This is a genomic window from Marinobacter sp. X15-166B, assembly GCF_001752365.1.
GTDB lineage: Bacteria > Pseudomonadota > Gammaproteobacteria > Pseudomonadales > Oleiphilaceae > Marinobacter.
Map to the genome: position 1 here is coordinate 25,963 of NZ_MEIY01000001.1, position 13,018 is coordinate 38,980.

Below are 13,018 nucleotides of genomic sequence, written 5' to 3' on the forward strand. Positions count from 1 at the left end.
AACTTCCCTGCTACCATGGTGGGAAACAAACGGTGCCACACGGCACCGGCCCCTCACTGGACACGGACGCGCAATGACAACGGCACTTTTTTTCACACGACGATTGCAGAAAACACGACATGGGGCCGGACCACCCCGAGTCACCCGATCGGTTGCTGGCCATTACCCGCCATCTGCAGTCCCTCGATCTGGCCGCACAGTTGGACTGGGTAACGCCCGAGGAGGCAACCCACGATCAGCTGCTGATGGTGCACCCGGAAGCTTATCTGCAGCAACTGGAGATGATGCAGCCCGCCAGCGGGCGAGTGTTTACCGACCCGGACACCGCCATGACCGCAGATACCCTGAGAGCGGCTAAGTTGGCAGCCGGCGCCAATATTGCAGCGGTCGACATGGTATTGAGCAACCAGGTCACCAACGCGTTTGCCTGCACCCGGCCCCCCGGCCATCACGCCGAGCGCGGCACCTCCATGGGCTTCTGCTTCTACAACAACATCGCGCTCGCCGCCATGCGGGCGCTGAACTTTCACCGTCTCAACCGGGTTGCCATCGTCGACTTCGATGTGCACCAGGGCAACGGTACCATTGACGTGTTTCAGGGCGATGAGCGCGTGCTGATCTGCTCCAGTTTCCAGCACCCGTTCTACCCCCACTCCCACGTGTACCGGCAGGCGGCCAACATCGTCAACACGCCCATCCTGGCGGGCACCTCGGCGCAGGACTACCGCCTGGCGGTGGAGGCCGACTGGCTGCAGCGATTGCACGACTTCCGGCCGGAACTGGTGCTGGTCTCTGCGGGGTTTGATGGGCACCGCCTGGACCCTCTGGCGGAGCTGAATCTGGAAGCGGCGGATTACCGCTGGCTAACCGATATGCTCACCGGCGTCGCCCGCGACCACGCCGACAACCGGCTGGTGTCCACTCTGGAGGGGGGCTACCACCTGCAAGCGCTGGCGGAGAGTGTCGCCGCTCATCTGCAGGGTCTGGTTGCAGTGTAACCCGACGCCCGGCTAGCCGTTGGAGTCCGGAGAGCGGTAGCCGGCTGCCTGTTGGAAGCTGCTACGATCGCCTTCCCGCTCCAGCCGCACCGTGGTGCGCCGGTTGTCAGCCGCCCGCCGGGAGACAGGGAAACGTTCGCCGTGGGCGCGGACAATAACCAGCTCTGCCGGCACCCCATGGGCCAGCAGGTACTCCGCGACTGCATTGGCCCGCTGTTCCGATAACGCCCGGTTGTGTATCCGGCTGCCGACATGGTCGGTGTGACCGTCCACCAGCACCCGTTCAACGGTGGTGTCCGCCAATACGTAGGCAACAATGCTATCCAGCAGGCGTTCGTCAGCCGCGGACAGCACCGCACTGTCGACAGCAAAGGGGATTCGGGCGTGTTTTATCTGCTCGAAATTGGCCGGCAACAACCCGGCAACGCATCCCTGATAGGCGGAAAACCGGGGCGCGAAATTGATGTTTGACAGACGCACCCGTACCGGCTCGCCACCGTACCAGGCCTGACGGGTAACCGTCGGGGTCATCCCCCGCAGCAGCCCCTGCGCCATCACCTGGGTCTGCTCCGGCCCCAGGGCCAGAGAGCGGCGGCCTTCGCCAACCTGCACGCGACCCACCGCCCGGGGGGGCCACCCCGGGCCGCCAGGCCGGCGCCTCGACCGTCAACAGCCCGGTGCCGGGCTTCATCAGCGGGGTATCGGATTCAAGATAAAAGCGGAGGGTTTCACCCGCCCGATGCTGGAAGACGGCCCGGCCGTACCCGGGAACCTCGTGGGTCAGGGTGCAGTCAAACACCGACGCAGACAAATACCACTGACTGTTTTCGATGCCCGCACCGTAGGTCTGCGCCTGCGCCGGCCCCACCGCCATGGCCACCCACAAAGCAATCGGTGTGATTGATCTTCTCAGCAGTGCCTGGCCCCACATACATTCCCGCCCAATATAATCCGTGACTACACAGGTATCGGCTGCAGCAGTCGTATCTTTAGTGCCCGATCGCATTCAATCAAAATACGCATCTGATATACTCTCGCCGTTAATAAACTGGCAAAAGTAATTCAGCCCCCCGCATTCAGGATAGCGACCCATGACTGAACGTTTGACCATCACCCGCCCTGACGACTGGCACCTGCACGTCCGTGATGGCGACGTGTTGTCCGATGTCGTGCCGGCAAGCGCGCGCACCTTCGGGCGCGCCATCATTATGCCCAACCTGGTGCCCCCTGTGACGGACGCCGCTGAAGCACTGGCGTACCGCGACCGGATTCTTGCCGCCGTGCCGCCCGGCAGCGGGTTTACCCCGCTGGTGACCCTGTATCTGACGGAAGCCACCACCCCGGAGCAGATCCACGCGGCCCGCGCCGGGGGCGTGGTCGCCGCCAAACTCTACCCCGCGGGCGCCACCACCAACTCTGCCTCCGGTGTCACCGACGTTCGCAGGATCGATGACGTGCTGGCCGCCATGGCCGAGTGTGGCATGTTGCTGCTGGTCCACGGGGAAGTCACCGATGACCACATTGATATTTTTGATCGCGAAAAGGTGTTTCTGGAAAAAGTGCTGGCGCCCACCCTGGAGCGGTTTCCCACGCTGAAGGTGGTATTGGAGCACATCACCACCGCCGACTCGGCGCAGTTTGTGCGGCAACACCCAGGCAGCAACCTGGCCGCCACCCTGACGCCCCAGCATCTGATGTATAACCGCAATCACATGCTGGTGGGCGGCATCCGGCCCCACCTGTATTGCCTGCCCATTCTGAAACGCAATGTCCACCAGCAAGCCCTGCAGGATGCAGTCGTCAGCGGCAACCCACGCTTCTTTCTGGGCACCGATTCAGCGCCCCACGCGCAGGACCGCAAAGAAACTGACTGCGGCTGTGCCGGGTGTTACTCCGCGTATGGCGCCCTGGAGCTCTACGCAGAAATCTTTGAAGATCTGGGAGCACTGGACAAACTGGAGGCCTTTGCCAGCTTTCATGGCGCGGACTTTTACGGGCTGCCCCGCAACCGCGACACCGTGACTCTGGTGCGCACCCCGTGGACCATGCCGGCCCGCCTGCCACTGGCCGGTGGCCAGATCGTACCGCTGCGCGCGGGGGAAACCTTACGCTGGCAGCTGGACACCCAAGCCCACCCGTTCAGCGCCTCTGCTGATACTACTAAGGAAGTTTAGTGACTGACGAAACCACAGCCCCGCACCCTCTTTCGGCCCGTTTCCGCGGTTTCCTCCCCGTGGTGGTCGACGTCGAAACCGGCGGCTTCAACGCCCGTACCGATGCCCTGCTGGAAGTGGCTGCGGTCATCCTGACCATGGACGCCGACGGTGTGCTGCGACGCACCGAGACCCATGTGCAACAGATCGATCCGTTTGAAGGTGCCAACCTGGAACAGTCGGCCCTGGATTTCACCGGAATCGACCCCTGGAACCCGGAGCGGGAGGCGGTTCCCGAACGGGAGGGCTTGAGCGAAATCTTTACCCCCATCCGTCAGGCGGTCAAAGCCCACGACTGCAAACGGGCCATATTGGTCGGGCACAACGCCACTTTCGACCACAACTTCCTGTTTGCCGCGGCGTTTCGGGCGGACATCAAACGCAATCCGTTTCACCCGTTTTCCACCTTCGATACCGCGACCCTCGCCGGTCTGGCCTACGGTCATACGGTACTGGCCCAGGCGTGCAAGCTGGCGGGTATTCCGTTTGACAACAAAGAAGCTCATTCCGCCGCCTACGATGCCGAAAAAACCGCGGACCTGTTTTGCGGCATTGTAAACCGCTGGCGGGAGCTGGGTGGCTTTCCCCCACCCCCACCCGAAGCCGTCTGAAGCACCCGGCCATTAAAAAAAACCCGTGTTCACGAATGAACACGGGGTTTTTTAACAGCCTGACTAAGGTCAGTCGCCGGCGACCCTTACAAGTCGTCAGCGTTTTCCGCCAGGTACTTGGCCACGCCGTCCGGAGACGCGTCCATACCCTTATCGCCTTTGGTCCAGCCAGCCGGGCAGACTTCGCCGTGCTCTTCGTGGAACTGCAGCGCGTCGACAATGCGTACCAGCTCATCGATGTTACGGCCCAGCGGCAGATCGTTAACGATCTGTGAACGCACGATGCCTTCTTTATCGATGATGAATGCACCACGGTACGCCATTCCACCTTCGGACTGCACGTCGTAGGCTTTGGAAATGTCGTGGTTCATGTCAGCGGCCATGGTGTAAGACACCTTGCCAATACCACCCTTGTCCTCTGGGGTGTTCCGCCAAGCGTTGTGGGTGAAGTGTGAGTCGATGGACACACTGATCACCTCAACACCGCGCTCACGGAACGCATCCATACGCTTGTTCAGAGCGATCAGCTCGGACGGGCATACGAAAGTGAAGTCCAGCGGGTAGAAGAAAATAAGCGCTGGCTTGCCCTTGATGGCGCTGGCCAGGTTGAACTCATCTACGATGGTACCGTCGCCCAGTACAGCGGGAACCGTAAAATCTGGAGCGGGTTTACCTACGAGTACGCTCATTATGTAATCTCCGTATCAGTATCAAGTGAATAAAAACCCGGAATCCCGGGCATCCGAAAGCGGTCTGCAAATGGATATATGGGGACTTAACTATCAATTTCAACCCGATAGCAGAAACTATACACAGCCAGCCCCGACCGCTCTAGCCCAGGTCGATTGTATTTGGCAATCTGCCCCATCAAAGGGCGCTATCGCCGTCGATAGCGCCCGCCGGGTGTTACCAGTGGATGCCCCGCATGATCGCTGCAAAGGCGACCTGCTCGTTGGACGCAGGGGTTTTGTCAGCCGATTTGGCCCCTATGGAGGCGGGGCTGTCGGGAAACATCCGGTACCCGGTATTCATCACAATTTCACCCAGTTTGGGGGTCAACGCATTCACCACCTGGGCAAACACTCCCAGCCGTGTGGCTACGCGCTTGGGCTTATCGACAATGGCATCGGTGATCATATCGGCCGCTTCTTCCGGGGTCAGGGTGGGCACCGAGTCATAGATCTTGGTGGGGGCAATCATCGGCGTTTTCACCAATGGCATGTTGATGGTGGTGAATTTGACGTTGCGGTCCGACCATTCCGCTGCGGCACAGCGACTGAAGGCGTCCAGTGCGGATTTGGATGCAACGTACGCCGAAAATCGGGGCGCGTTGGTCAACACGCCAATGGAAGAGATGTTGATCACGTGGCCGCGCCGGTTGGCCAGCATCGACGGCGCAAACCCCATAATCAGGCGTACCGACCCGAAATAGTTCAGCTGCATGGTGCGCTCGAAGTCGTGAAAACGGTCGAACGACAACGCCAGGGAGCGGCGGATCGAACGGCCGGCGTTATTCACCAGCACATCCACCTGGCCGTGGTTGTCCAGCACTGTTTTGACAAAACGGTCACAGGCGTCCATATCGGAAAAATCGCACGGGTAGGCGTGCACATTGCCCCCGCGGGCCTCCAGATCGGCCGCTACCTCATCCAGCGTCGCCTGGGTGCGGGCGCCGATCACCAGAATTGCACCCGCATCCGCCAGCTTCTGTGCGGTTGCCAGCCCGATGCCGGAGGTGGCCCCGGTGACCACACAAACCTTGCCCTCGACGGTGCCACGCAAGGTGCGGTCTTTGAACAGATCCGGGTCCATATGGCGTTCCCAGTAATCCCACAGCACCGGCGCGTAATCCGCCAGGCGGGGCACCTCGATGCCGGTTTCTGCCAGGGCCCGTTCCGTTTCCCGGGCATCGAACCGGGTGGGGTAATTAAGGAACGACATCACCGACGGCGGGATGCCCAGATCGTCCATCACCGCCCGGCTGATCCGTTTGACCGGGGGCAGGTTTTTCAGACTCTGGCGGATAAACGGCGGCACGAAACCAAACATGCGGGAATCGATACGCACCCCCATTTGTGGCGCATGGGCGGCGTCACAGAATATGTTCAGCACCTCGCCGAGCTTGTACGGATCCGGGTCCACCAGATGGAAACATTTGCCGTCTTGCCCCGCCAAATGGGCAATCTGATCCATCGCCGCCACCACATAATCCACGGGTACTATGTTCAGACGCCCGCCTTCGATACCAATGGTCGGCACCCACTCCGGCAACGCCCGACGGATTTTCTGAATCATCTTGAAGAAGTAATACGGGCCGTCCACCTTGTCCATCTCGCCGGTTTGCGAATGCCCCACCACCATGCCAGGGCGATAGATGCGATACGGCGTCTGGCAGTGTTCGCGCACCACCCGCTCGGCTTCGTGCTTGGTTCGGAGGTACGGGTTATCGAGCTTTTCCGCTTCTTCAAACATGTCTTCACGGAAAACGCCCTTGTACAATCCGGCCGCCGCGATGGAGGAAACATGGTGAAAACAACCGGCCCCCAGTGCTGCGGCTGCATCGATCGCGTGGCGCGTGCCGTCAATATTGGCCAGTTGCTGGGAGGCCTCATCGGCCCCCATGTCGTAGACCGCAGCCAGATGAAAAAAATGATCCACCCGGCCGTGCAACGCCTTCAAGGTGGCGCTGTCAATGCCAAGATCAGGGCTGGCCAGATCCCCGACAACCGCCTTGAGCTGATGCTCGTCGGCGCCCCAGCGCTCCCGCAAGGCAGTCAACTTGTGTTGTGACTGTTCGCGCACCAGCACGTAAACGGTGCCCCCACGCGCCAGCAGTTTTTCCACCAGAAACCGGCCAATGAAACCGGTACCACCCGTCAAGAAGTAATTCATGCAACATCCATCCTGCTTATCACGCTTTTATTTTTCCCTACGCTCGCGCAAGGTATGACGATGACCTGCACTGTCGCAGTGGTTACAGTCATTCCCAGTGTACTGAATTAAACCCCCGCTGGCTCGCCCTCGCACCCTGTCCGGCAAACACTTACAATATCGACATGAAACCACCGATTAGCAATGACATAATCGGTCAAACACCTTTCCGGTCACATTCTCCGAGTTGAATTTGCCCATGCCCAAGCAGAACCCCAACGCTGAACGCTACATCACCATCGCCCGTGCCTGCCTGAAGGCGATTAACGACACAGCGGCCGACGACACCACCAGTCGTGAGCAAAAAATCAATGCCGTGTATGAAGCCATCGACACCGCGTTCCAGGCGGAGTTCAACGATTACCGTCAGTCGGTCGCCATCATGGCCACCGTGCTGGAGCGCATTGCGGCCGGTGATCTGAGCGCTGCGGCGGCTGCGGATCTGGCCAAAAAAACCCTGAACCAGGCCCCCCGCAAATCCGGCGATGCCAAGGTTCATTGATAGAGAGACCTGTCCATGCGGTTAACACTGTCCCCGGCTTGGTTGGGCGTTCGCAACACGCTCAGTGGTTTTATGGTTTTACTGTTGTTGTCCGTCCAGTCCGTGTCGGCAGCACAAACGCCGGTCAAAAGTCCGAACGACAGCAACGCCTACCGGTATCTGGTTCTGGACAACGACCTGAAGGTGCTGCTGGTGTCCTCGCCCGGGGCCGACAAAGCCGCAGCCTCACTCGACATTGCCGTCGGCAGCGGCGACGACCCGGCCGACCGCGAAGGCCTGTCCCATTTTCTGGAGCACATGTTGTTTCTGGGCACGGAAAAATACCCGGAGTCCGGTGAATACCAGCAGTTCATAAAAAGCCACGGCGGCAGCCATAACGCGTTCACCGCGTTTCAGGACACCAACTACTTCTTCGACGTTCAGGCCGACAGCCTGGAAGCGGCGCTTGACCGTTTTGCCCAGCAGTTTTCCGCACCCCTGTTTACCGCCGAGTATGTCGACCGCGAGCGGCGCGCGGTGCATTCGGAATACAGTTCCAAACTCAAGGACGACGGGCGCCGGTTTTTCGCGGTTAAAAAAGCCATCGCCAATCCGCAACATTCCTTCAGCCAGTTTGCCGTGGGCAACCTGTCGACCCTCGACAATACCGACGAGCGGCCCCTGCGGGATGATCTGGTAGAGTTCTGGCAGCGTCATTATTCCGCCAATCTGATGACCCTGACGGTCTATGGCCCCCAATCGCTGGACACTCTCGAAGCCATGGTGCGGCCCCGCTTCTCGCGCATCGAAAACCGCCATCTGAGCGCCCGGCAATATACGGTGCCCATGTTTGCGAAGGACCGTTTACCCGCCCTGCTGAAAGTGGCCTCGGTGCGTGATATACGCCGCCTGTCGCTGTCCTTCCCGATTCCGTCCCAGCGCGAGGCCTATCAGAACAAGCCGGCGAGCTACGTCGCCAATCTGGTGGGCCACGAAGGGCCCGGCAGCCTGCTGGATGTCCTGAAGCGGGCCGGTCTGGTCGAAAGCCTGTCTGCGGGCACCGGGCTGGACACCGGGTATGACACCACGTTCGAGATCACCATGACGTTGACGGCGGAAGGACTGGAACGTCAGCAGGAGATTCTCACGACGACCTTTGCGTACTTTGATCTCCTGACCAGGGAGGGCATCAATCGCTCGCGGTTTGACGAGATGCAGGCCCTGGCCGACATCGATTTCCGGTTTCGTGAGCGGGAGGCACCCACTCACCAGGTGACCGCCCTGTCGATGCAGTTGCAGCGTGTCGCCCCCCGGGATGTCCTGCGTGCGCCCTGGATGATGCAGACCTATGTGCCCGAGCAATATCAGCACATCCTCAACCAACTGACCCCCGACAACGTGCTGGTGTCCGTGCTGGCGCAGCAACCGTTGGAGCAACCGGAAACCGAACCCTGGTACGGCACGGTGTACACCCTGGAACCGCTGACGCTGGATGGGCGGGCAACCGCCTCCGCCGCGCCGCTCGTTGCCCAGCTGGCGCTGCCCGAACCTAACCCGTTTGTGCCCGAGCAACTGGCGCTGGTCGCCGGCGACACCATGACCAGACCCGTGCAACTGAACACCTCACCCGGGTTTGACATCTGGTACGCCCGCGACACCCAATTTGAAACCCCCAAGGCCAATGTCTACCTCAGCCTGAGAACGCCCGCCACCATGGGCTCGGCGCGCAACCGGGTTCTGGCCCAGCTGTTCGTGGATACCGTCAACGCCAACCTCAATGCCTGGGCTTACCCCGCCCACCTGGCCGGACTCAACTATTCGGTTTACCCTCACTTGCGCGGCATCACCATTCGCGTGGGCGGGTACAGCGACAAGCTCGCGACCCTGATGACCCGGGTGTTGAGTCAGGTTGCAACGCCACGACTGTCCCCACAGCGGTTCGAGATCGCCCGTCGCAACCTGGTGGACAGCCTGCGCAACAAAGCCAAGGCTGCGCCGGTACGCCAGGCCTCGACATTTATTCAAAGCGCCCTGCTGGAAGGCGCCTGGACCACCGCGCAACAGCTCGACGCGGCCGAAGCGGTCAGCTTTGCGGACCTGCAAGCCTTTGCAGCCACCCTGTTGACCGAGGTTGACCCGGTTATGCTGGCGCACGGTAACCTGACCGAAGCTTCCGCCCTGAATATCGCCCACCGGATCGAATCCCTGGTGCTGGCCGACAGCAATTCTGTGCACGTCGCCAGAAGCGGCATTCGAATGCTCCCCCCGGGCGAGTCCGCAGCGGTCCTCGACGTTACCCATCCCGACACCGGGTACACACTTTACCTGCAGGGCGACAACAGCGGCTTCGCCGAGCGGGCCCGCTTCCGGCTCCTGAAGCAACTGACCAGTGCCCCGTTTTTCGAAACCCTGCGCACCCAGCAGCAACTGGGCTATCTGGTGTACGCCACGTCGTTTGAAATGCTGGAAGTGCCGGCGCTTGCCTTTGTGGTGCAGTCGCCGGAAGCCACGGCGGAACAGATCGACGAGGCGGTCACCGCCTTCGCGGAGCGATTTGAAGCGTCACTGGCCGCTTTGTCCGCCGACGATCTGCGGCGGGAACAGCAAGCGGTTGTCAGCAACCTGTTAAAGCAGGACCAGCAACTTGGGGATATTTCCGGGCGTTACTGGCGGGAGATCGACCGTGATAACCAGGCGTTCGATTCCCGGGAACAGCTCGCCGATGCGGTGCGCCAGGTCACCAAGGAACAATTGCTGGCGACCTACCGGGCAGCCGTGCTCAAACGCCAGCGGGCGCTGAAGGTCACCACCAGTGAGACCAACTCCGACAGCAGCGAGTTGCTCGCCAGACTGCGCAACGGCGCCAAGGTGCCGGTATCCCCCTAACCGGAGCGGCCGGGAGACTGGGCCAGATAACGCCGCCAGTCTTCCGGCTCGTCCACATCCCAGCGGGGCTCCAGCAGCGCGTAACTCAGCCCCAACCGGTCCAGCCGGCGCGCGGTTTGCGTTAAGACCGCCTCGGTACCCCAGTCGATATCGTTCAGCATGCCGTCCGCCACCGCAGCCGCGCCCAGCAGCACGTAGCCGCCATCGTCCGACGGTCCCATAACCACCTGATGCGTATCCAGCGCCCGGGCCGCGGCCCGCACGTAAGCAGCATCCACCGAGGGGCAATCGCTGCCCACAATGACGACCTTGTGATGGTTCGCGAGCCCCCTTTCAAAGGCGTTGGTCATGCGCGCGCCCAGACCGTCGCCATGCTGACACCCCTGGCTCACCCGCAAACGTTTCAGATCGGCTACGACGGGCGCAGCGGCCGGCGGCGGTTGCGGCAACGCCCGGTCCCACCACAGCTCAACCGCAAACGGACTCTGCGTCAGGTTGCCAAGAACCGCACGGGTGAGCCGGACATGGGCCTGCAAGGCCCCCTCCCGACCCAACGCGGGCATCAGCCGGGTTTTCACGCGCCCCGGTTCGGGCCATTTGGCGAACTGAATGACCAGCACGCCGCTGTATTCAGCTGCTATGGTTTCTGACATCGGATCGATACACCTTGGCCAATACATCGGGAGACTCGCCACGCCAGTACCGCCACCGCAACGTCCACATGAGCCAGATGGTGCGCCAGGCACCCTGCTGCTCCCAGCGACGGCTGTTGGTCATAACGGGGCGGGCAATGCAGAAGGGGCGGGTGACGTTGCGCAACCGTCGGGACAGCTCGATGTCTTCCATTAACGGCATGTCGGTAAAACCGCCCAGCTGCTCGAATAGGTTACGCCGCACAAACATCGCCTGGTCGCCGGTGGCAATCCCGGTCAGCCAGGAACGGCGATTCATGCACCAGGCAATTACCCGAAACAATTTGCGCCGGCCGCTCAGGCGCACATCAAAGCGCCCCCAGCCGTGGTCGCTGTGGTAAAAGCGGCTGAGGTCAGCCAAAGCCGTTGCCGGCAAGCGGGTGTCGGCATGTAAAAACAACAGCACCTCACCCCGTGCCACCGCCGCGCCGGCATTCATCTGGTGCGCGCGGCCCTTGCCCGCGACCAGCACCCGATCACACCAGGGGGCCGCTGTCTCCGCGCTGCCATCGTCACTACCGCCATCCACCACAATCACCTCGTGGCCGCTGGCACGCAATTCAGCCAGCGCCCGCAACACCGGCACCAGGGTCGCACCTTCGCGCCATACCGGCACAATCACACTCAGCCACTGCGTCTTCTCCAATGCCACTCTCCAGCCCGCTATCAACCCGCGCTGGCCCTTGAGCCACGCGCGTCAGCCCGTTATCATACCGGCCTTCATTCCGAAACGCCTCCGTAGCTCATCTGGATAGAGCGTCCCCCTCCTAAGGGGAAGGTAGCAGGTTCGAGTCCTGCCGGGGGTACCATTTGAAAGCTGCAAACTACTGTTTTTACTGCAGTTTTCAAGGGAAACCCCACCTTATCGGTATCACATTTGGGACACACAGAGTGATACCACCATGCCTAACGTACTACACCGCTCCGGCGCATTGACTGTGACAATCGACTATCTCTGGCAAAAGCACACCAAAGGCCCCTTCTATTACCGGCGCAGAGTCCCTAAGGACATAGCCCCACGTATCGGTAAGACAATGCGCCAGGTCGCCTTGAAGACATACGACAAGATGGCAGCGGCTAAGATGATCAAAACTCTAGCCGACCGGGACGATGTGTACTGGCGTCAACTACGGGAAGGCACAGGGCTAGGCGGGTCACGGGGCGACGCGGAAGGGTTGCTTGAACGCTTCAACCTTGAGCCTGAACCTATTGCAGACCAGACAGGCCCATTTGCTGATATCGGTTATGAGCTTTTCATAGAAGCGCTAGAGAGCAAAGTACCGGGCGACGCTACCAGCATACAGCCACACCTGACAGACGCTGAGTTACGGGCGCTGGCCATCGTGCAGGGCCGCGAGTCATTCACATTGAGTGACGCTAAGCAGTTGTACCTGAAGAAACGCGACGCACTCATACCCACTGAGACCACTAAGCGCCAGCATAACAACACCGTGCTGGCCTTCAATTTGGTCATAAATGAAACAGGCGACAGTGAGATAAAGCGGCTACGACGCCGGGATGTCACCCGCGTGATCGAGAAAGCGCTAGAACAGGGCCTAAAGACCACTTCAATCAGGCGGCGGCTTAATACCGTCAGGGCTGCTATCAATGAGCTGATACACGAATACGAGCTATCAGACGTGCGTAATCCGTTCGCCGGGTTTGAGATACCGAAGTACGGGAAAGACGAGGAAAAACGGAAGAGTCTGAATGACGGACAGGTAAAGCGGCTGCGTGATCATGTCGAAAAGAATGATGGTGACACCTCCAATATAATCGGGCTATTGCTCGACACAGGTGCGCGTATCTCTGAGGTTGTAGGGATGCTCAGGGATGACCTAGCGCTAGACACTGAGACACCCCATATCATCATACGCGAGAACCCTAAACGGCGTTTGAAAACCAAAGCCTCAAAACGCAAAGTACCCCTTGTTGGCAGCGCCCTACTCGCAGCACGTCGGGCGATTGAATCAGCCAGCGACGAATACCTGTTCCCGCGCTACATGAAAGGCGCAAAGATTAGCAATGAGTCAGCATCAGCAACGGTTAACAAGGCATTGGCTAAGCTGGACTGTCAGACAGCGCACTGTATGCGCCATGCCATGAAGACACGTCTAGTCAACGCAGACGCATCACCGAACCAGATAGACGTAATTCACGGATGGCGTAGCCGGGACACGATGGCCGACGGCTATGGCGAACGGAC

Annotated in this window: 10 protein-coding genes, 1 tRNA gene and 2 pseudogenes; 7 read left to right on the forward strand and 6 right to left on the reverse strand. The window is 60.5% G+C overall.

Annotated features, from left to right (window positions below; genetic code table 11):
• The first annotated feature begins 73 nt into the window (after positions 1–73).
• A pseudogene (locus BG841_RS00110) lies at positions 74–998 on the forward strand (histone deacetylase family protein).
• Positions 999–1,010: 12 nt separating this feature from the next.
• Here BG841_RS00110 and BG841_RS17195 read toward each other — a convergent pair.
• Both BG841_RS17195 and BG841_RS17565 read right to left on the reverse strand, forming a co-directional pair.
• Positions 1,011–1,610 (reverse strand): OmpA family protein, encoded by a 600-nt coding sequence (locus BG841_RS17195; RefSeq protein WP_265733875.1) that lies wholly within the window; start codon positions 1,608–1,610, stop codon positions 1,011–1,013.
• A 79-nt stretch (positions 1,611–1,689) separates the two neighbouring features.
• Positions 1,690–2,004, reverse strand: a pseudogene (locus BG841_RS17565) (hypothetical protein); the annotation flags it as partial.
• An 85-nt stretch (positions 2,005–2,089) separates the two neighbouring features.
• On the opposite strand from BG841_RS17565, the gene pyrC reads away from it, so the two are divergent.
• Both pyrC and rnt read left to right on the forward strand, forming a co-directional pair.
• The gene (gene pyrC / locus BG841_RS00120) at positions 2,090–3,172 is read left to right on the forward strand and encodes a dihydroorotase (protein WP_070055807.1); all 1,083 of its coding nucleotides are present in this window, start codon (positions 2,090–2,092) and stop codon (positions 3,170–3,172) included.
• The gene (gene rnt, locus BG841_RS00125; RefSeq protein WP_070055808.1) at positions 3,172–3,822 is read left to right on the forward strand and encodes a ribonuclease T; all 651 of its coding nucleotides are present in this window, start codon (positions 3,172–3,174) and stop codon (positions 3,820–3,822) included. The genes pyrC and rnt overlap by 1 nt, the downstream gene beginning before the upstream one ends.
• 86 nt (positions 3,823–3,908) lie before the next feature.
• Here rnt and BG841_RS00130 read toward each other — a convergent pair whose 3' ends face one another.
• Together BG841_RS00130 and BG841_RS00135 are read right to left on the reverse strand one after the other, a co-directional pair.
• Positions 3,909–4,511, reverse strand: coding sequence for a peroxiredoxin (locus BG841_RS00130; RefSeq protein WP_070055809.1), 603 nt, complete (start codon positions 4,509–4,511; stop codon positions 3,909–3,911).
• Between the two features lie 217 nt (positions 4,512–4,728).
• The gene (locus tag BG841_RS00135; protein ID WP_070055810.1) at positions 4,729–6,714 is read right to left on the reverse strand and encodes an SDR family oxidoreductase; all 1,986 of its coding nucleotides are present in this window, start codon (positions 6,712–6,714) and stop codon (positions 4,729–4,731) included.
• 238 nt (positions 6,715–6,952) lie between these two features.
• Here BG841_RS00135 and BG841_RS00140 point away from each other — a divergent pair, with 238 nt between their 5' ends.
• Positions 6,953–7,255 (forward strand): hypothetical protein, encoded by a 303-nt coding sequence (locus BG841_RS00140; protein ID WP_070055811.1) that lies wholly within the window; start codon positions 6,953–6,955, stop codon positions 7,253–7,255.
• 15 nt (positions 7,256–7,270) lie between these two features.
• Entirely contained in the window at positions 7,271–10,120 is a 2,850-nt protein-coding gene (locus BG841_RS00145; RefSeq protein ID WP_070055812.1) for an insulinase family protein, read from the forward strand.
• Here the strand turns inward: BG841_RS00145 and BG841_RS00150 are convergent.
• Complete coding sequence (locus tag BG841_RS00150; RefSeq protein ID WP_070055813.1) at positions 10,117–10,773, reverse strand: TIGR04282 family arsenosugar biosynthesis glycosyltransferase; 657 nt, start codon at positions 10,771–10,773, stop codon at positions 10,117–10,119. The two genes, BG841_RS00145 and BG841_RS00150, sit on opposite strands and share 4 nt — an antisense overlap.
• Positions 10,751–11,464, reverse strand: a complete 714-nt coding sequence (locus BG841_RS00155) for a TIGR04283 family arsenosugar biosynthesis glycosyltransferase (protein WP_416202607.1) — start codon at positions 11,462–11,464, stop codon at positions 10,751–10,753. The genes BG841_RS00150 and BG841_RS00155 overlap by 23 nt, the downstream gene beginning before the upstream one ends.
• 80 nt (positions 11,465–11,544) lie before the next feature.
• Between BG841_RS00155 and BG841_RS00160 the strand changes: the two genes are divergently transcribed.
• Together BG841_RS00160 and BG841_RS00165 are read left to right on the forward strand one after the other, a co-directional pair.
• Positions 11,545–11,621 (forward strand) — tRNA-Arg (locus tag BG841_RS00160).
• Positions 11,622–11,714: 93 nt separating this feature from the next.
• Positions 11,715–13,018, forward strand: a 1,304-nt coding sequence (locus BG841_RS00165; RefSeq protein ID WP_074454259.1) for a tyrosine-type recombinase/integrase, incomplete at its 3' end; no start/stop codon positions are given.

Excerpts from the sequence above, each read along its gene's own strand:
- BG841_RS00135 (WP_070055810.1), bottom strand. The coding sequence starts at position 6,714 with ATGAATTACTTCTTGACGGGTGGTACCGGTTTCATTGGCCGGTTTCTG.
- BG841_RS00145 (WP_070055812.1), top strand. The coding sequence starts at position 7,271 with ATGCGGTTAACACTGTCCCCGGCTTGGTTGGGCGTTCGCAACACGCTC.
- BG841_RS00150 (WP_070055813.1), bottom strand. The coding sequence starts at position 10,773 with ATGTCAGAAACCATAGCAGCTGAATACAGCGGCGTGCTGGTCATTCAG.
- BG841_RS00140 (WP_070055811.1), top strand. The coding sequence starts at position 6,953 with ATGCCCAAGCAGAACCCCAACGCTGAACGCTACATCACCATCGCCCGT.
- pyrC (WP_070055807.1), top strand. The coding sequence starts at position 2,090 with ATGACTGAACGTTTGACCATCACCCGCCCTGACGACTGGCACCTGCAC.
- BG841_RS00130 (WP_070055809.1), bottom strand. The coding sequence starts at position 4,511 with ATGAGCGTACTCGTAGGTAAACCCGCTCCAGATTTTACGGTTCCCGCT.